Consider the following 19,870-nt stretch of genomic DNA (forward strand, 5'->3'; position numbering starts at 1 on the left):
GTCCATGTTCCTTTCTTTTAAAGGATGACTTAACCCATAGTATAACATTCTATCGCATGCATATAATTCGAACTCATTGTTCAATCCTATCATTTCTTAGCTCGAATATTTTGCGGTTCAGAAACAAATTGCAGGCAGCGCACAACCGCTGCTAACTCCTCATCCAGCGGGTAAGCCGGACGAAGGACATGCCGATAGTCAAAATGCTTCAGATTTACGCTGCAGCATCCGGGCGAATCCACATGAATGACGCTCGTCGCCGTTTCCCCGAACGAAGCTTCCCATGCAACGGCCGACTTTACAGCAATGATACGGTAATCTCCCGGCCAAATGCCCACCGATCGCACATGGCCGATATCCCATGGCGGAATACGTTTTTCCGTCAGAATCAGCGTAAGGCTTCCACTCTGAATTAACGCCGTCCGGCCCATCGATGCTAAGTGCCCCCTCATATAAGGACCTGCATGCTGAAAGTCGCCGTCAAACAACAGCCGAACTTTTCCTGTAACCCTAACGGGATCCCCATGCAGCCGGTCATGCCTGCCGCCGACGAAGGATTCGAAGATCCCGCCGATACCGGATCGGAAAGCTGCTTCCACTGCAGCCTTATCCGCGATCACCATAAGTCCCTTCTCTCTCAGTTCAATCAGGCAGCGGAAAAGATGGGTTGCGTCGCCCGGTGCGCCTCCCCCTACGTTGTCGGATCCTTCAGCCAATACGATTAATCCGGGCGGCTGGATCAAGGCTTCCGCGATTGCTTCCGAAGGCGGCATGGCCTTGATCCAAAAGCGCTCCTTCCACTCGACGGCCCGTTGTCCCAACTCGACTGCATACCGTTTTGCAAGCTCTTCGTCTCCGTCAGTCGTTACAACACAGCACATCCCCGTATAGGGCGTGTCTGCATAAGGGAATCCTCCGACAACGGATACGTTAAGTACCCGGGAATCCTGTTCAATCGCATGCGCGCGGTCCAGCAGGTCTCTCATCGGTCCCTGATCCGTCGTCATAGCCTGGGGAACGACCAGCATGCGGGTAAAAGCGCAGGCTCGTGCAGGACGAATCGTCCCCATGATGTATTGCTTCAGCAAGCTGAACGCTTCGATCGCACGCTCGTACATGTCCACATGCGGATAGGTGTCGTAACCGATCATAATGTCCGCGGCTTCGAGCATACCCGGGCTGATATTTCCGTGCATGTCGATGGTCACGGCGATCGGAAAGCTTACGGCCAAGGCGGAGCCGAAGAAGCCGCAGCAGCTCACCCTCGGGGTCTGTCTGCCCTTCCGCAACCATAGCGCCGTGCAGGATCAGAATTAAACCGTCGGCATGCCGACTCACGGAATCGGAGACCTCCTTTAACAGGGTGGTTATAGCGCCTTCGGTTACAAGCCCACCGGGTGTAGCCGCAGTATAGATGCCGGGAACCAGTTCGCTGCCGTCCTGCTCAGCCGCATCAATGAGGCCGCCCATGGTGGTAAGGGTGCCCTTGTATCTGGCTTGGAAATCTTCGGCCCCTTCCGTCCACTCGCCCCGAAACGCGTCAAGTCCGGTCTTGAACGGGGCAAAGGTGTTGGTCTCATGGTACATGCCTGCTACGGCAAGGCGCATTCGCTGTGCATTTGGACTGCCATTCATGACTTGTCTTCCCCCCAGCGTGCAAACACGCGGTTAGCCGCCGCAAGCGTTTCCCGGATCTCGGCTTCACCATGAGCGGCCGAAACATACCATAGTCCATTAGGGCGCAAAAGCACGCCTTCCTCCAGCATTTCTTGGGCAAAAGCAATGTATAGATCGGCATCCCGTTTCTGAAATGCTTCGAAGCTGTCCACCTGCCTTTCGGTTGTGAACATCAGGTGGAAGACAGGCCCGGCTTGATTGACGATACCTTGAATGTCGTGATCCTTCATGGCTTGGCGCAGCCCTTCCGACAGATCCGCTGCAAACTTCTCCATCCGTGCAAATACGGCGCCGCCGTCACGGGACAGCTCGTTGATCGTGGCGACCGCAGCGGTGGTGGCCACGCAGTTGCCGTTCAGCGTTCCGAGATGGCTGACCGTACCGTCCGCGATGAGCTCCATAATATCCGCGCGACCGGCTACGCCGCTGATGGCGATGCCCCCTCCCATCGCTTTGCCGATCGTAACGAGATCGGGCATGATGCGGAATACGCCGTGCGCCCCGCCAAGTCCGAAACGAAAGCCCGTGATGACTTCGTCCAGGATCATAACAATTCCATTCGCAGCTGTGAGCTCGCGCATAAGCTCCAGATAACCCGGCTTCGGCATAATGCAGCCGGAATTGCACATCACCGGCTCGCTAATAATCGCCGCAATGGTGCTGCTATATAAAGCAACGGCGTCCTTTAACGCTTCCGCATCGTTCCAAGGCAGCAGAATGATATCCTGAAGCGCCGCCTCGCTCTGTCCGCCTGTCCCGGGAATGACACGGGCTTCTGTTGGATGAGTATCGTTATCGTACCTGTTAACTTGGGACATCACATTCCGTTTCCGTGAGGCCTTCATATCCGTGCTGGAAAACGAAGTGAAGATGGCGTCGGACCAGCCGTGATAATGCCCATGGAAGCGGATGATCCGCCTGCGGTTCGTATAGGCACGTGCCAATCGCAGCGCGAGCATGACAGCCTCCGTTCCGGAACCGCTGAAGGCCACTTGATCGGCGCATGGAAGCACCTCGGTCAGAAGCTCGGCGAGCTCGATCTCGCCTTGGTGCTGGAGACCGTACGCCAGACCGTTTCTCATGCTGGACAATAGCCGTTCAACCGTAGGTTCATGGCCATGACCAAGAATAAGCGGACCGTACGCAAGCAAGTAGTCGATGTAGGTATGTCCGTCTGCATCCTGAATCCGGGCACCGCGGCCCGCGACCGCATACAAGGGGGTCGGCTTCATAGCGGCCCGAAGCGTGCTCGATACGCCCCCTGCCAAAACACGCCTGCTACGGTTTAATAGCTCCTCCGACTGTCGGTATCTGTTCAAGTGGTGTTCCCTCCTCAATGATTATCTGACGTACCTCAGCCGTTTTACGGGAGTCGTACTGAAACAAGAACCTCTCCGCAGAAATCGCCTTGGTATGAAAAAAAAGACTGTCCCGCACCGTTTTAACGTTACAGTGCTATCGGGCAGGACAGTCTGAGTTTGGATGATCAGGCTTACTGGTTGCTTGCTCCCGCTCCTGCCCCTAACCAATACCGCTTGAGCGGAACAAGCGCTTCATCGGGGACATAATATTTAAAGCAATTGTCGCTGATATCTCCAAGCAGCTGGCGGCGAATCGAATCGGCATGCTGGAGAAGCTGCGGCGATGCCTTATGATAGTCGATCGGGCGCATCCATATTGGACTGTACCCGATAAACAGCTGACGGCGTTCAAATGTGGAGCGGTTTGGCGATCCGGCATGCCACAGATTTTGTGCGAAAATAAATGCATCTCCCGGCTTCCCGCACACCTGCAATTCATTCTCCACCGGAATGTTCACATCGGTTTGGCCCGGCTGAAAATGGGGAATCAGGTGGCTGCCCGGAATAATCTTGGTGTTGCCTCGATCAGGCTCCGACATATCGCTGAGAATGTAACAAATTTTAATATAATAGGCGGATGTTAACCCCCCGATTTGAGGAAACTCGGGATGCGGGCCGTCTTGGTGCCAGTGGATAAAGCTGTTGGTCGCCGTTTTGACATCGTTTGGATTAGGTTTGCGGACGGTTAGGTGGGAAATATGAAGCTGGATGTTATACCCGAGAAGATTCACCATAAGCGGCAGCAGCTCGGGATGATCAATCAGGGATAAGATTGCAGGGTCCCGCTCAACGCTATTGTAGATATTGTACGCCAGAGATTCGGGTTCTTCGGCAAGGATCCGGTCAACTGCAGCATTTAACGCTTCCACCTGTCCTTGGGACAGCGCATTTGGAATGATCAGGTACCCGTCCTTCTCAAACTGCTTCACCATCGTGGGAATATCCATTTTCAATTGATTCATAATCCTTCTCCTCCTTAAATTTTACTCGTGTAGATTTATTCGCCTAATCAAAGGGGAAACATCGGCTTCCCCTCCTCATCATAATAAAGCTGTTTTAGTTGCCATAACCCAGCGCGTTCAGCTGCTGAATTGCGGATTCAACATACCGATCATAATTCATCGTGGTGCCGATCGTTTTCAGAAAGTCGTCATACTCGGTCAACGGACGTTTCCCATAGACGAATTTTGTGAATTCCTCTTCCAGGTACCGGTTCGCATCGGCCACATTAAAGCCTTCAGGATAATTGACAAATCCGTTGAGTGTCTCCAGGCGGGGCTGTGAGCTAGCAAAATCAATGTATTCCGTCTGCTCGGCAAATTTAACCTTTAAATATTCTTTCTCGGGCCTTCCTGTAAATTGGTACAGCCATGTATAACCGGCTTCCTTGGCCATCAGCTCGGTCGCAACGACTTTGCCGTTCTCCACGTTGTAGTGCTTGCCTTCAATCCCGAATTGAACGAGTCGCGAACCCTCGTCACCGGAAACGTAATTAAGCAATTCAAAAACCTTTTGCAGCTTCTCCTTGTCGTTCTCCAGCGATTTGGGGATCGCAAACATGGAATTGGCGTTGCCGACGGCCCATGCATTCTCATACTGACCGCCCGGTCCTTTCGGGGATGCCAGTTGAATCCACTCGGCCTTCGGATTGACGGTTTTGATCTGCTCCACGTATTCGTTCTTGGCGATATTTGCCCAGTCTATGAAAATGATGCCAGCCTGCCCCTTGATGGCCTTTTCCTGGTGCTGCATCCCTGTGTTGGCCATGATCTCCGGATCGACTGCGCCTTCATCAATCAACGATTTGAAATAGGCAAGAGCGTCGCGCATCGCCGGATCGTACAGCGAATTCACCACCTTCCCGTCCTTCACGAAAAATTCGCCGGGGTTAACCGTCCCGAATGCGCCGTACAACGGAGCGAAGGTGCTCAGCGAGCCGCCGGTGAGTCCGACGGTATCCTTAGCGCCGTTTCCATCCGGGTCTTGTTCCGCAAACGCTTTGGCCACCGCCTTAAATTCCTCCAGCGTCTGCGGCACTTCCAGCTTCAGCGCATCCAGCCAATCTTTGCGGATCCACATCGTCATGCTGGGTATTCCCGGAGCTTTAGGGATGGCATATACTTTGCCGTCGACCATTGCTTTTTTTACGGCTTCCTCCCCCCCGATGAAATCCTTGACCTGCTTCAGCTCGTCGTCCAAATATGGCGTCAGATCAAGCAGGAGCTGCTGGCTCTGATACTGCTGCATTTGAGCTTTGTTCACGCCGAATAAATCCGGCAGATTCCCAGAGGCCATACGCACATTCAGCTGGTTCTGATAATCATCCGGGCTGCCGTAAGCGCTAAGCACAATATCGGCGTTCAGCGCCTTATCCAGCTCCTGCTTAACAAAATCCTTGTCAGGCGACGGCAGTCCGCTTGCGCTTTCCATGATCTCCAGCTGGATTCGTTTCCCGGCGGCCTCTCCCCCGCTCGCCGATGTCCCCCCTTCTGTATCGGATTTGGCACAACCTGCCGCAACAGCACCTGCAAGCAGCAGGACTGCAGCCATTAATGAAGCTCTACGCAGCTTATTCATATGACTCCCCCTCATATATGCAAATATATTGGTTCTTTGGCTTCAGCCTTTTATAGAACCAAGGAGCATGCCCTTGGTGAAGTATTTTTGCAAGAACGGATAGACGATCAGGATCGGAAGCGCGGCCAGCACGACTGCCGCCATTTGCAGCGTTTGGGTCGGTGTCATATTTTCCACGTTCTCCATAGGCTGCTGGGACTGCATCAGAATCTCCCTGACGATGACCTGGAGCGGAAACAGGGTTCGATCGGTGATATACATGATGGCTTGAAAGTATTCGTTCCAGTGACCCACGCCGTAAAATAACGCGATCGTCGCAATGACGGAGGTCGATAACGGAACTGCGATTTGCAGAAGGATCCTGAACTCCCCAGCGCCGTCAACCTTCGCGGACTCGAACACTTCCTCAGGCAGCTGCTCGAAAAAGCTTTTCACGATAAACACATTAAAGCTTCCCACCAGCGTCGGCAGAATCAAGGCCCAGATCGAATCCAGCAAACCGAATGATTTGACGATCAAATAGGTCGGCACGATCCCGCCTGAAAATAACATCGTAAACAATATCATCATTAGAAACACGCTGCGTCCCGGCAAGCGCTTACGACTTAGCGGATACGCCATGAGCAGGGTTATGGCCATATTAAACACCGTTCCGACGATCGTAACGACTACCGTAACCCCCAGCGCGCGAACCATGCCGGATTCCGCGAGCAGCGTCTGATATGCCGCGAACGTGATCTCCCTCGGAATGATCGGGAATGAGCCTTGACGGAGGACCTCGCCGATCGGCGTGAGCGATACGGATACGACATACAAGAGAGGGAATACGGCGATGGCTCCGCAAAGGGCCAAGATGACGGCCACAATCGTGTTGACGATACGGTCCTCGATTCCTTTTACCATATTCCTTCCCCCCATCGTTTGGCGATCTGATTGGTCGTCAATACAAGAACAAACCCGATGGCTGATTTAAACAATCCGACTGCTGCCGCCAGACTGAAATTCAATTGGTGGAGTCCTGTCCGGAATACCCAAGTATCGATAATATCGGCCACCGGATAGACCTGCAGGTTGTAAAGGATGTAGATTTGACCGAAGCCGGCATCCAATATATGTCCCAAATTCAGGATGAACAGCATGATGATCACGTTCCGAATCCCTGGCAAAGTGATATGCCATACCATCCGAACCCGGCTTGCGCCATCGATGCGCGCAGCTTCGTATCGCGTCGGATCGATGCTGGACATGGCAGCCAAGTAAATAATCGCTCCCCACCCGAGATTTTGCCAAATTTCCGAACCGACAAGGATGGAACGGAAGTAGGTCGTGGAGGTCAGGAACGGAATTGACTCTCCGCCTAAATCTTTGATCCAGTGATTGACAAGCCCCGACGACTGGGACAAAAGCGCAATCAGAATGCCGTAAATGATGACCCATGACAGAAAATGAGGCATATACGTCAGAGTTTGAATGAGCGACCTGAACCATCGCACCCGGCACTCGTTAAGCAATATCGCCATCAGAATCGGCGGACCAATACCGAATATGAGCTTGTACACGCTGATCAAGATGGTATTGGTCAGGAGCTGCGAAAAATAGGGGGATTCAAAAAAGGCGAGAAAATGTTTGTTCCACGGATCCGCAAACGGACTCCCCAGAATTCCGTCCATGATATTGAAATCTTTAAATGCAATAATGACGCCGTACATCGGTAAGTATTTAAATAAGATGTAGTAAAGAACACCCGGAACGAGCATCACATACAGCGTTTTGAACTGCCATATTCGACCCAGTCGCTGGAAGGTTCTTGCTTTCGCCGGCATGCGAACGGGCTGTTCAACGGCAATTCCCTGCTTCACGAATTCCCCTCCTTTACTTTGCCGGGCTGCTAAACCGGCCTTTATTCGACTTGCTAATCCTTAACACACTTGTAGTATAGCAGCGATCTGCGGGCGCAAATATGCAGTAAAATTGTGAAAATAGGACCTGGAGGGGGACCCGGGTGGCGTGGGGATTCAGTTCCGGGTGCTTTCAGGGGGAATTACAAATCAAAAGGGGAACGCTGTCTGAATCATAGCAGTCGGCCGACTCCTATTAAATGCAGACAACGCTTATGGTATAAGAGCGACAGCGCCAACAAGCGATTTACGCCACGTTGGAGCCGTCGATCCTCATTCCGGGCTTCTTGCTCCTGTTGATTCCCTGATGATTAGGTTGTGCTCCAGGATCGTGCTGGATGTGCCGGGCTGGTCCTGACCTTCCTTGAGCTTCATCATCTGGTCAATGGCCATAAATCCGCTCAAGCGCCGCGGATAATGAACCGTAGTCAATGCAGGGCTTGTATGAGAGGACATTAAGATGTTCTCGCATCCGGCTACGGAGAGATCCTCAGGCACCCGAATGCCGGCATCCTTACAGGCTGACAGCACACCGATGGCCATCAGGTCGTTGGCACACACAATCGCGCTGAATTCCAATGGTTCTGGTGATTTCAGCCTTTCAAGCATGCGGGCCTGTGCGGATTCAAGCCGGCCGTCGGCCTGCAGCAGCCCGTCCGGATCATACTGAAGCCCCAAAGCGCTTATGGCTTTACAAAATTCGGAATGCCGCACCTGATGGTGATGCTCCTTGCTTTCGGTGCCCATGAACCCGATTCGCGTGTGTCCGTTTTCCTTCAGATGCTTCAGCAAGTCGTGCATAGCGCCATACCAGTCGATATCGATGCAGCGTACGGACGGGTGGGCTGCGGCGGGAGCGGTAATGGACAGCAGAGGGACTCCGAGCTTTTCAAAGTGGCGGATCGTCGAATCCTGCAGACTCTGTCCCAGGAGAATGAGCCCGTCCGTCCTCCCCATATAGATCGTTTTCAGCTGCTCCTCCTCTTCCCCGAGATACGTCTGAAAGATCAGGGATCGCCCATATTCTCTGGCCTTCGCCTCCAGACCCAGTGAAATCCCGGTTTCGAAAGGGTTGCCGAGGTTATTGAACAAAACGCCGTATTGGTGCGTCTCCTTGGTTTTCAGGCTTCGTGCGGCCAGGTTGGGATTGTAGCCGAGCTCCTCGATGGAGCGCAGCACCTTCTGGCGGGTCTCCTCTTTTACAACCGATTTATTGTTGATGACATAGGATACGACGGCTACGGAAACCCCCGCATGCTTCGCGACATCGTCTCTTGTAACCATGTACACACTCCTTGTTCTTCTTCTTAAACCTCACGTTATCGTTCGCCATCCGGCATGTCAAGTCTAGTACCGGTAGGGCAGAAGCTCTCGGGAAGCGATGCCGGGAGCGTGATTACAATCACCGTTCCGATTTCCTTGCGACTGCGAATGCGCAGACCAAAGCCATGTCCGAAATACAGCCGAATCCGCTCGTGGACATTCGAAACGCCGATACCCGTAAGCCGTTCCTTCAACGGCGAATGACCTTGACTGGACAGGAGGCCTTGCAGACGGCTCTGCTCCATACCGGCTCCGTTGTCGCGAACCACAAAGCGAAGCTTGCCATTACGGATTTCCCCCCGTACCCGAATCTCGCCTTCCGCTCCTCCTTTTGGCAATATCCCATGAAAAACGGCGTTTTCGACGATCGGCTGAAGGGTCAGCTTCAGGATGGGCAGCTCCAGCGCTTCTTCCTCCACCTCGCAGATAAATCGGAAGCCGGCACCATACCTTATTTTTTGGATTTCCAAATACAGCTCCAGCCCCTTCAGCTCCTCCCGAACGGACACATATTCTGAGACCCGGTCAAACGTAAACTCCAGTACGCCGACCAAAGCACGGATCGTCTTATTGACCTCGGTGATTCGCTGCTGCCTGGCAAGGCTGCCGATTGTTGCGAGCGTATTGTACAGAAAATGAGGGGCGATTTGGCTCTGGAGCACCTTTAATTCCAAGGATTTTTTGCGTTCCTCCATCTCCTTGTTCCTGGCCAGCAGGCTCTGAATCCGCTTCATCATGGAGTTGAAGCTTCGGGTCAGGCTTCCTATTTCATCATAGCGGCGAACCGGTGCAAGCGGAACAGACTCCAGGTTGCGTACTTGATCCATGCGAAGCGCCAATAAACGGATCGGTCTTGTCAGCAGCCGGGACAGCATGAAGGTGATAGCGAGGAGCACCAGCAGCATGAATATTCCCGCCGTTACGTAGGTGTCGAGTAAAGCGGATAAATTCCGAAAAAAATAGCTCTCCTCGGAAAGCAGGACCAGATTCCAGCCTAGACGATTCTGTCCGGACTTGAAGGTGATCAGCTGTCCCTTCGGGCCAGCTAGCTCGCCGCTGCCGTATGAAAGCTCGGTGAGCTTGCCTATGAATTCCTCCGGCAGTACGGTCATATACGAATGGGGCTCGTTCGGAAGCAGGTCCGAGCTTCGATCATACAGGACCAGCTTGCCCTGATCGGACAGAATGGCAAAGGTCTGGTTGACCATGGAAATCTCCGACATCCGGCGGTAAAGCTTGTCCAGATCCAGCTCTACGACGGCCACGCCGATTTGGCGCCCGTGGTTATTCTGTACGGGTCTCGCAATGGCAACGGTGTGCCCCGACAGCGGAGAATCGTATGGCTGACTCACCATCGCCGCATAGCTTTGGCTGGCTTGTTGGTAAATGGCTGGGAGTGCCGGGTTGCCCAATACTTCATACCTCACTTGCGAACTGCTGAAGACTTTGCCGTCAGAGCTGACGATGTAGAGCGACTTGACGATCGTGCTGTTCGTTTCGGCCACCGAGCGAAGAAATTCGGTCAACTCCTGTTCACGCGAAGCTTCAAGGTAATTGGAACGGGTGGACAGCAGAAGCAGAATATTTTGCCCGTTGTCCAGATAGGAATCAAGGAATTGATTCGTGCGGACTGTCATCGTCTGGGCGTGGTCCATCATTTGGGATTTGAACAGCTTTGACGCTTGAACGTAATTGCTTGCTGCTAAAAAGGCAAATATGGCGAGCGTTACGGCAAACATCAGCAAAAATTGCTTTGTCGCTACGCTCCATCGGCGCATCCGATTCACGATCATAGCCGGCCCCCTAAAAGCACGTCGTGCCTCGTATCGATCTTAGGCATTTTTCTTAAACTCTCTTGGTGATACGCCGGCATAGTCCCGAAACATGGCAGTGAAATAACGGTAGCTTGATATGCCGACCCGATGAGCCACCTCATAGACTCGGAGGGATGTATGCCGTAGCAAATGTGCAGCCTGCTCCATTCGCTGATGTTTCAAATAATCATGAAAGGATACTCCCGTTTCCTCCGGAAAAATCCGGCATAAATGATGCGGACTTAACCCGACCTGTTCGGCCACAACGGCCAGCGTGATGGGACTGGCGAGATGATCATTCATGTAACGCATGGCCTCCTCGACTTCCGTACGAATTCTGCGCTGATTGTTTCGGGACGTCTCCACCTCATGAATGAGCACGGCGATAAGCTCATCCAGCGTCCTGCGCTCTGCAACGGTCCGGGTCCTTCTTGAATAGTCGATCCAATTCCGTTCCTCCCGGAGCCACTCCCTGCGCCATTCGTTAACCCATCCCTTGAGCAAGTCGGGGTGGAACCTTCCATCCTCCGCCCACGTTCGAAAATCCTTGCGAATCCATTCCGTCAGCTTGCCGGGATCATCCTTGATGATGTGCAGCCGGGCTGCCATTTCCGCTGCCGCTGTCTCTGCCGATGTCGGAACGGTCTCCGATTCCCCAAGCAGAACATCGCTCTCCGGAAGGTAAAAACGCAGAGGATGACGGTTGGACGCAAAGCGGCAGCTGACCGTGAAGTCGTCGGTACGATGAATCAAAGGTCCGACAACGGCATAAAGGTCTGCTTCACCGCACAGAAAACTGAGCTGATCCTTGATTTCATGTTTAAGCTCCCGTAAGACCTTTTCCAGCCAGATGCCCAATTCCTTAAGATTCATCCGCTCTGCATGCGGGATGAACAGAAGATACACACCTTCTTTTACTGGAAGCCAAGTGAAAGAATGCTCCCCTTCCAGCCTCTCCAGGCGCTGCTCGACCTCCCGCTTGAGTATGAATCTGATCTGCGGGGTGGTCTCGGCATGCAGTGAAATCAGACGGAACGGTAAGCTGCATTGAAGGGCATCTTTAAGAAATGTGCCGAATTTTTTATCCCCATACCCCGGCTCGCCTTGAGTAAAGTGCAGCAACTCGCAGGAAAGGCGCAGCCGCAGCTCCTCCCTCTCGTTCCGGCGGTGGGACCGCTCACGCAAGGCGGCTGCTTTCGCCCGGTTTAACGCGCTTATGAGTTCAGCTGCTTCCATGGTCACCTTTAATAAATAATCGATGGCACCGATGGCAATCGCTTCTTTGGCAAATTCAAATTCCGAGTGGCAGGTAAGCAAAATGATCTGTGTGTGCGGCAGCTCCGTCCGTAGGATGCGGATCAGTTGAAGACCGTCCATGACAGGCATCGTAATATCGGTGATAATGACATCCGGGCGATGCCGCCGGCAGAAGGCTAACGCTTCCGCACCATTGGACGTTTCTCCGGCAAGCTCGAAGCCATGCGTATGCCAGTCAAAGGAACGAAGCTCTTCCCGCAAAGGCAGCTCATCGTCTACAACCAACACCCTTAGGCTCTCCTCGGCCATATTGATCCCTCCCGATCTTTTCTATCGCCACATTCCCCAGCACCGCCCAGGGACATCAACCTTGAAGCGCTCCAAATTACCTTGATCCGATAAAGTAACATAGCAGGAAGTCCCGTCCGGACCTCCGAATGTAAGATTCGTCGGATTCTTACCGAGAAGCCGAACTTCATGCTGCAATTCGCCTTCTGGGGAAATGACGGCTACCGTGCCCTTTCCGTATCGAGTGGCGTATAGGTTTCCTTCCATGTCACAACGCATGCCGTCCAGCAGGCAGTCGGAAAATTGAATGAGCATCCGCTTGGTCACCATGTTCTTGTCCTCGTCAAGCTCATACACCCAGATGGTGCGCTGTACGCTTTCGCTGACATAGAGCCGGCTCTCATCCGGCGACAGCTCAATTCCGTTGGTCGTCCCGCAGTGCTCATCCACAATAGCGGCACGGCCCTTTTGGTCGATTCTCCACACTCTCCCTCGTCCCGAGTTCCAGTCGGGATCACTGGCAAAGAGCGTGCCGTCCCGAGCGATCGCAATATCATTGGGCTGATGCATATCGGGTTCGTGCACCCACACCGACAGCTCCTTCGTGCTTATATCGATCTTGAAGATATGATGCTGCGCGTAATCGGCAACCAGCATATCACCGTTTGCATCGAAGCGGATCCCGCTTCCGACACTCCCGTCGGGAAGCTGGGTCCAGATCCTCGCATCTCCATCCTGCGTCACGATGCCAATCGTGCCTTGTCTTCCGTAATTGACCGCATATACATTCCCGTCACGGTCACATGCCGGGCCTTCGATCCCTGTGGTGAAGCCTCCTTGCGGCGTGAATGATCGACTTATAAAACTTGTCATCCTGTCCTCCTTCCAGCGCTCCCCGGATTCCGATCGTTCCGAAGGAGCACATTCGGATTGAATTCCAATTCGATGTACCGCTTACCACTTCCTTCTTCATCGAAAAAAACCGCCGAGACATCCTATTCATACAACGGCTCATCCTTGGGGGGATCTGGGAACCGCGAGACGAAGGAATCAACGCATTCATCCATCGTGAGCCTCCCCTTATCGGTTTGGTGCGAAATTTCCTGATCCATCTGTTTCGGCTTGGGTGTCGCCATCCATCGTTTTCCACGTCGCCAATAACCATTTCGCCACGGCTGCTGCGATGGTGTTAAGATACCGCTCCCCTTGCTCTCCGGTTGCAAGGCCTGAAGGGTCGGTATATCCATCTACCCCCGTCAGTTCTCCCTGTTTGCCGATGAATGCCCCTGAGGGGCCGGCCGCCATCCAAGGACGGCGGGGATGCTTGCAGCCGATTCGATCATCACATACCGTCTCTGGCGCCAAGGACAGGATCAAGGATGTTTCGAAGCCTCCGGCGTGTCCGGGGACGGGGAAGCTTCCCTCGGGACAGGCGGCAGCAAGGGCCTCCCTCGCTACATTCCAATAGGAGGCCGAAGCGGTCCAGGCTAGATGTGTGACCGCAAGATCCGAGGCTGCTTGATGCATCAGATGCTCATTGCCGCCATGCCCGTTGAGGAAAATAAGCCGGTTAAAGCCGCTGTCGGCCAAACTTGCCCCGATATCCTTCAGGATGCTTAAATACGTAGCAGAACTGAAAGAGATGGTTCCTCCAAAAGCAATATGATGGGCTGAGCTTCCAACCGGAAGCAAAGGAGCCAGAATCAATTTTGCCCCTATATCCACAGCTTCCGCAACGGCTCTGCGGCTGATTTCATCACAGATGAAATTATCCGTTCCCGTCGGCAAATGGGGGCCGTGCTGCTCGCAAGCACCCAACGGAACAACGACGGCATACCCTTGGCTTGCCATCCCGTTTAATTGTTCACGGGTCAGCTTGTCGAATCGGGTAAACATTGACTGATCCCTCCTCCTGTCTCCTGTGGCCGCCTTACGGCAATGGCATCGATCTCGACAAGCAGACCGTAATTCAATTCGCAATAAACCGCGGTACGGCTCGGAAACGGTGGCTGAAAAAACCGGCGGTAAATGCGGTTGAATTCCTCGTACAGCCTGCAGTCGCTTAAATACACGTTGGTTTTTACGACGTCATCCAGCGTCAGCCCTGCTGCATGCAGAATCTCCCGAATATTTTCGATCGTCTGAACCGTTTGCGCTTCGAGATCCGGACCGACGATGGCGCCTGTTTCAGGTATCAGCCCGCCCTGTCCGGATACAAATATCATTTGGCCTGCTTCAATAGCTGAGGAAAACGGCAGATCCGTATTCCTATTCATCTCGATTGGTTCCTTCAACACGGTAAGCTCCCCTTCGATTTATATTGAACGAGTAATTCCGGAGTCATAACCCTAACTCCTTTATAAAGCGACTCCATCACACGGTTGATCAAGCAGCTGGTTATCAAAATACGTTCCGGGGAGACTGGCTCGGCACGGGTTATGATAAAGCGCTCGATCAGTCCCGTAAGCGTATCGAAATGCCCGAAGGGGCGCTCGTTGTCGCTTAAACAAACGGCAGATACGATCTCGCCGGTTGCGTCGCGAAATGAAAAGCTCCATCGGTCGGTCCATTCCTTCCGCTGCACCACATAACCTTTGCATCCATCCCGGTATTCTACAACGATAACCGTTGTTCGTTCCTGTTTCTCGGAGTTCTTGGGATGCGGCTCAACCGCTATACCCGACCTTTCCAGCGTTTGAAGCAGCATATCCTCCGGCCATTCGCGCCTGGCCAGCGCTTCCCAAGCGGCTTCTCCAGATAGCGAGGATACGCTCGAGATACCGGTCTCCCCGCCATCGCGGCGCTCCACTAGCGATTGCAGTACCTCCAAGGCATGGTAGCCATAGGCCTCGAGCTCATTCGAGAAGCTGACGATAAGCCATTCACGCGCACCCTTGAGAAGCTGCCTGTCAAACTCCGGCCGCACCGCCGTGTGCGGGATGGATGAGCCGCCGAAAAAAGGAATGTCCCTCCCCTTCAGCTGTTCATACATCCAAACGGATTCATCAACGCACCATGACAAGAACTTGTCGGAAAAAATAGGGACGCGTACCCCTAGTTCATCCAAAGCCAGCAGCGTCTCTTCCAGCAACCGTTTTCGAGGATAGCGTTTTCGTCCCATGGCGTCCACACTGTAATTGCCATGCTCGCCAATGATAATGACGCCATCCAGTCCTCCGTGGGTAACCGCATGCTGAATCGTTTCCCGAATGGTTTCGCACACGGCAACTCCATGGCGTCCGGCAGCATCGACTCCCGCATCGTTGTCCGGGATTTGATCCAGATATAAAGAGGCAACCTTTATGGATGGCGTGTAATGAGGGAATTCACCCAACAGGCGGCCGATCATCATTTCTGCATGCGAATTATGGCGGTATACCGTTGAGATTGCAGCTACCTGCATAATCCGAAACCTCCGGTTACTGGAAAGATCGAGCCGGTTGCGTACGACCCAGCGTCCGACAGCAAAAAGGCAGCCAGCTCATTGATTTCATTCGGGCGGCCGCTTCGGCCTATCAATGTCAGACGCCGCATCGTTTCCGCCTGGGCATCCGAAGCCTGTGCCAATACTTGTTCCGATTTGAAATCGCCGGGGGCAATCGCATTCACGCGGATTCCCCATGGGGCAAACTCGACCGCGGCGACCCTCGTCAATTGCTCGACCGCCGCCTTTCCGGCGCCATATGCCGCATTCTCTACTGCAGGTACGGAGCCCAGGATGGAGGAGGTATTTACGATGGAGCCTCCCCCGTTTTGACGCATGCTGCGGGCCGAGTGCTTATTGACAAGAAAGGTGCTGGTCAGGGTCCCGCGAATACTCTCCTCCCAATCCTGCACAGCTTGATTCGCAATCGTTGCGGATTTGTTAACAAAGACGTTATGATACAAGCCGTCTAATCTGCCGAAATGGTCCTCGATTCGTCTAAAGAGCCGATCGACATCAGCCTCGCTTGTCATGTCTCCCGGTATATATAACAGACGCCGGCCCCCATACTCCGTAAGCAGCTCCGAAATACCGCCATCTTCATCGGATGTTCGGATATCGCATGCCGCAATACTGGCGCCCCGCTCAAGAAAGAGTCGCGTCGCTGCCGAGCCCAAAACGCCGAGGGCACCCGTTATGACAATCACCTTATTATTAAGCTGGGAATGCATCATCGTTCATCACCATCTCCCTTATTAGCCGAATCGTGATTCTGGATCCTGGATTCTTGAATCATACGCAGGAAGGCAGTCGTTTCCGGCGAGGCTCTGCTGGAAACGACACCTGCGTGCATCGCTTTAATCGATCAGATGGATTGGCCTGAAATCAGCAGGATTCCATACTGCACCGCCGGCCCAGCCGTAAAGACCAAGGCCTGAACCGGTACGGTGATAATTTCGGAAGAACAGCCCCGTCAGCGTTCGGGATTCATCCGGATCGAATTGAATGCTGCTGAATGGTATGGCCTGAATGACATTCCAACGATCGAATTTCACTTCGGCTCTCGATTCCCACGGTCGCGTCCAGTCAGGGCTTTTTTCAGGACCTTTATAATCCAGATTGAGCGGAAGTGCATTCGTCATGAACGCATAGTACGATGAGCTGTCCGGCGTTCCATCCATCAAATACGTTTCAACGGAGTCGTCTTTGCCGCTGAGCCACCACTCATTCGGTGCGGTATCGCTGATAACCATCTTGCTCGGGTCGGGATCAAAGTTTTCGTAACCGATGTAGATGTATTCCTCATCCCATAGCAGATACACCTTGGTCAGGACGGGAGGCAGCTTCCCGGAGCTCATATCCTTGAAATAAGTGACCGGAGATTCGACGGCCCTCCATGGTCCCGCTCCAAAGTCCAACGTGTTCAAAATTTGATCCTTTGAAGCTGTCGTTCTTACCGCGTTAGCAGAAATATTCACGGAATCCTCAGCGATTTCAACCATTCTCTCGAACGTGGTTTTGATCGGCTCAATTCTCGCTTTGGCCTTCCCGTCAGCCAACGCATAGGCCTCATCAAGCGCCTGCTGCGCCTGATCCCGAATGCCTGCTACGATGACATACTGTCGAACCAGGCTTTCGCCGCTGGTCGCCCAGCTTTGCTGGGACTGGTCATAATTCCATCCCTGCTCGATCAAATCGTAGTAACGACGCATCGGTTCAGCCGCTGCTCCGTAGGCTTTGTTTATAAACTGTGTTTTCAATGCTTCGATGTCCTCATCCGGATTCCAGAACAGCTTATTGAACAGCCAATACTGAAGCGCGTTGATCCCCCAAGCATCATTGCCCGCATCGACCGTTCCTTCCGGAAGCACGCCCAGGATGCCGAGTTCACGGTAATATTGCAGATCGGCCTGAACCTTCGCAGCGATCGGCCGCTCGTAAGCGTCTGAAGGGAAGCTGCCGTAATAATTGTAGACCAGAATATTTTTGGTTTTTTCAGCCCATCCTCTAAGCTTCTCATTATAAGCATAGTTTGGATTGCTCGTATTGGAGGTGTTGAGCGGTTCCCTGGCATCCTCGTACAACGGGGCGTATACGAGGACAATGTTGTCCTCAAGATCGACCTTCGGCGGGGTATCCGTGAACGTGTATGCATAAGAGACGATCTTTACGTCCGGATAATCCGCATGGATCTCCCTGGCAACTTTATTCAAGAAGCTGAAGAAGACGGTGGATCGGTAAGCGGGGTCCTCGGGCTGGACTACTACGCCGTCTTCCGTCGTAAACGGCTGTCGGCTGAGTTCGCCTTGATCAAAGCTTGAGTTATCGTTAATCCCGATCCCGATGTAGTCTATATTCCTTGAAGCAATCAGCTTTTTGGCTTTGGCTGCAATGACGCCGGGAATCTCCGGATGATAAAAATTGATTTGGGTTGAATCCGATAGCGGAATGTACTTGCCGTCCTTCATGTTGTAATAATCCGGGTGCTCCGCAAAATACTCGTCATTCGGCAGCCAAAAGGCCAGATTATGACCCAGCATGACGGGCGTGAGGCCCGCGCGTGCGAAGCGGTCCCATAAGAGCCGGTTGCTGCTGTCGCTCATTTTGATATTGTTTTTGTTCCGGGCCAGCATCACATCGGTGGCTTGGTCCGATCCGCCGTCCCCATTCTCCCCCATCCCCAGGGTTAGCCAGCCGCGAAGAGGGATTGGGGGTTTTTCGGCATAATTCGTTCGGGTTGCCGTAACCGTAGGCAAGGGGTCATACAGAGTGCCGAGCTCCTTCGAGCGGGTCCATAGCACGCCTGCATTTTCTTCCAAAAAGTCATACACCCCGTTCAAAATCCCTCTTGCCTCCGAGCCGAGAATATAAATTCTGCTGCCCTTTTGCCGTACGGCAAAACCGTCGGAATTCGCCAAATAAGCAGTATCCTGATTGGAAGGGATGCGATCCGTTGTGGACAGCACAAGCTGTATCCGGTTATGAGCTGGTCCGTAATCCAGGACCGGAGGGGGACCCGGCGGCTCGGAAGACCCTTCCTCCTCCACCTCCGCAAGCGTCACATCGTCGATCCACAAGGTGCCTGGGCCATTGCCCTGCAGGAAGGAGAACACAAGCCAGTGATAATCGTAGGGCCTGTGTTCATCCGCATGGTAGATCAGCTCCACTTCCGTCCAATCGGTTGTAACGGAAAAGCTGCTGAAGACAGAATGCTTCACATTGTATGGGTTGGCCATTTCATTGACCTGCATTCTGGCCGTCCCGTTTTTGGCTCCCTTCACCCATGCCTTCAGCTTGTATTGCTTTCCCCGCTCGAGACGAAGCGGCTGATTGGACCGGACATTGTTGGAGGCTAGGCGCAAGGAGCTGCTGCCGGAGTGGCTGACCTCGCTATCTTGAGCTGCGGTTGTGGAATACCAGCCTTCCTTAACCGACTCCTCAAATCCACCATTCAGCAGGGTATTGCGATTTAGCGTTACCTCCAGCTCCATGCTGCCGATGGATTGGCCGTCACTTCGGGCTTCAAAGCTCAGCTGGTAAGTGCCGTCGGCGGTTGAGGGCGGAACATATAGAGTCCCTGTGATACTGCCCGCCTGATCCTTCTGCAGCTCGATGGGGGCGTTGAGACGAATCGGAAATGCATTTCCTTCGCTATAGACGACTTCAACCACGGTTGACCTGCCATGATTGTTCAAAAAGTCGAAGGAGACGGGATAAGCCCCGCTCTTTTGGATGTTGAGTTGATCCTGCTGAAGATAAGCGCTTACCGAATTCTGCTCCGTATCCGCACGGTAGATAGGAAGCGTTGCCCCGCTGACCATCTTCAATGTTTGCTGAAGCTCCTGAGCTGCGTACATTTCCATATCGTCGGCTGCAGGCGATATTAGGATATCCGCCTGAGCGACGCCATTCTTAATCAGTATCGAATGAGGATGGGGCGGTCGACCTTTCTCCTTCTCACCTGTCTCCTCTGCATTAGCCGAGGCGGCGAGGACCATCATGAACACTGCCATAAACATCGTAACGATCAGCTTAATCCCGCTTGTTCCGTTTAAAGCCTTCATTAGTTTCCTCCTTTATTCCCTTAGTGTGGAAATGAAGTTCGGTTCCTTGTTGATACAGCCCTTTCTCCCCCCTTTCAATAATTTACACGTGTAAATTTTTACACGTGTAGATTCTAAGAAGTAAAAATTTGAAGGTTATTTTTATTATAATGAAATTTGTTCCAGTGTATAGATTAATTATTGGGTT

At 53.0% G+C, this 19,870-nt stretch carries 15 protein-coding genes and 1 pseudogene; all 16 read right to left on the reverse strand.

Annotation, left to right across the window (positions count from 1 at the left end; genetic code table 11):
- Positions 1–89: 89 nt before the first annotated feature.
- The 16 genes and pseudogenes from MKX76_RS09010 to MKX76_RS09085 all read right to left on the reverse strand — a co-directional run bounded on the left by MKX76_RS09010 (position 90) and on the right by MKX76_RS09085 (position 19,683).
- Positions 90–1,196, reverse strand: coding sequence for an MlrC C-terminal domain-containing protein (locus MKX76_RS09010; protein ID WP_341033501.1), 1,107 nt, complete (start codon positions 1,194–1,196; stop codon positions 90–92).
- Positions 1,197–1,281: 85 nt separating this feature from the next.
- A pseudogene (locus MKX76_RS09015) lies at positions 1,282–1,635 on the reverse strand (M81 family metallopeptidase); the annotation flags it as partial.
- Entirely contained in the window at positions 1,632–2,996 is a 1,365-nt protein-coding gene (locus tag MKX76_RS09020) for an aspartate aminotransferase family protein (protein ID WP_341033502.1), read from the reverse strand. The pseudogene MKX76_RS09015 and the gene MKX76_RS09020, both read right to left, overlap by 4 nt.
- 173 nt (positions 2,997–3,169) lie before the next feature.
- The gene (locus tag MKX76_RS09025) at positions 3,170–4,000 is read right to left on the reverse strand and encodes a phytanoyl-CoA dioxygenase family protein (protein WP_341033503.1); all 831 of its coding nucleotides are present in this window, start codon (positions 3,998–4,000) and stop codon (positions 3,170–3,172) included.
- A 94-nt stretch (positions 4,001–4,094) separates the two neighbouring features.
- Positions 4,095–5,615, reverse strand: coding sequence for an extracellular solute-binding protein (locus tag MKX76_RS09030; RefSeq protein ID WP_341033504.1), 1,521 nt, complete (start codon positions 5,613–5,615; stop codon positions 4,095–4,097).
- Positions 5,616–5,657: 42 nt separating this feature from the next.
- A complete protein-coding gene (locus MKX76_RS09035) occupies positions 5,658–6,518 on the reverse strand; it encodes a carbohydrate ABC transporter permease (protein WP_099476405.1) in 861 nt (286 codons plus the stop codon).
- Positions 6,512–7,438 carry an ABC transporter permease gene (locus MKX76_RS09040; protein WP_144879604.1) on the reverse strand — a complete coding sequence of 309 codons (927 nt, stop codon included), beginning with the start codon at positions 7,436–7,438 and terminating at the stop codon, positions 6,512–6,514. The genes MKX76_RS09035 and MKX76_RS09040 overlap by 7 nt, the downstream gene beginning before the upstream one ends.
- Positions 7,439–7,786: 348 nt before the next feature.
- Entirely contained in the window at positions 7,787–8,797 is a 1,011-nt protein-coding gene (locus MKX76_RS09045; protein WP_341033505.1) for a LacI family DNA-binding transcriptional regulator, read from the reverse strand.
- Positions 8,798–8,832: 35 nt separating this feature from the next.
- Positions 8,833–10,629, reverse strand: coding sequence for a cache domain-containing sensor histidine kinase (locus tag MKX76_RS09050; protein WP_341033507.1), 1,797 nt, complete (start codon positions 10,627–10,629; stop codon positions 8,833–8,835).
- Positions 10,630–10,668: 39 nt separating this feature from the next.
- Positions 10,669–12,216 carry a response regulator gene (locus MKX76_RS09055; RefSeq protein ID WP_341033508.1) on the reverse strand — a complete coding sequence of 516 codons (1,548 nt, stop codon included), beginning with the start codon at positions 12,214–12,216 and terminating at the stop codon, positions 10,669–10,671.
- Between the two features lie 21 nt (positions 12,217–12,237).
- Positions 12,238–13,068, reverse strand: coding sequence for an SMP-30/gluconolactonase/LRE family protein (locus MKX76_RS09060; RefSeq protein ID WP_341033509.1), 831 nt, complete (start codon positions 13,066–13,068; stop codon positions 12,238–12,240).
- Between the two features lie 207 nt (positions 13,069–13,275).
- On the reverse strand, positions 13,276–14,091 hold the full coding sequence (locus MKX76_RS09065) for a creatininase family protein (protein ID WP_341033510.1): 816 nt from the start codon (positions 14,089–14,091) through the stop codon (positions 13,276–13,278).
- Positions 14,067–14,492 carry a RidA family protein gene (locus tag MKX76_RS09070; protein ID WP_341033511.1) on the reverse strand — a complete coding sequence of 142 codons (426 nt, stop codon included), beginning with the start codon at positions 14,490–14,492 and terminating at the stop codon, positions 14,067–14,069. Before MKX76_RS09070 ends, MKX76_RS09065 begins: the two co-directional genes overlap by 25 nt.
- On the reverse strand, positions 14,486–15,598 hold the full coding sequence (locus MKX76_RS09075; RefSeq protein WP_341033512.1) for a hypothetical protein: 1,113 nt from the start codon (positions 15,596–15,598) through the stop codon (positions 14,486–14,488). The genes MKX76_RS09070 and MKX76_RS09075 overlap by 7 nt, the downstream gene beginning before the upstream one ends.
- Entirely contained in the window at positions 15,589–16,353 is a 765-nt protein-coding gene (locus tag MKX76_RS09080) for an SDR family NAD(P)-dependent oxidoreductase (protein ID WP_341033513.1), read from the reverse strand. The genes MKX76_RS09075 and MKX76_RS09080 overlap by 10 nt, the downstream gene beginning before the upstream one ends.
- A gap of 123 nt (positions 16,354–16,476) precedes the next feature.
- Positions 16,477–19,683: a DUF4838 domain-containing protein gene (locus MKX76_RS09085; protein ID WP_341033514.1), complete on the reverse strand. Its 3,207-nt coding sequence runs from the start codon at positions 19,681–19,683 to the stop codon at positions 16,477–16,479.
- Between the last annotated feature and the right edge of the window lie 187 nt (positions 19,684–19,870).

The organism is Paenibacillus sp. FSL R5-0810 (assembly GCF_038002285.1).
GTDB classification, from domain to species: Bacteria; Bacillota; Bacilli; order Paenibacillales; family Paenibacillaceae; genus Paenibacillus_AQ; species Paenibacillus_AQ lactis.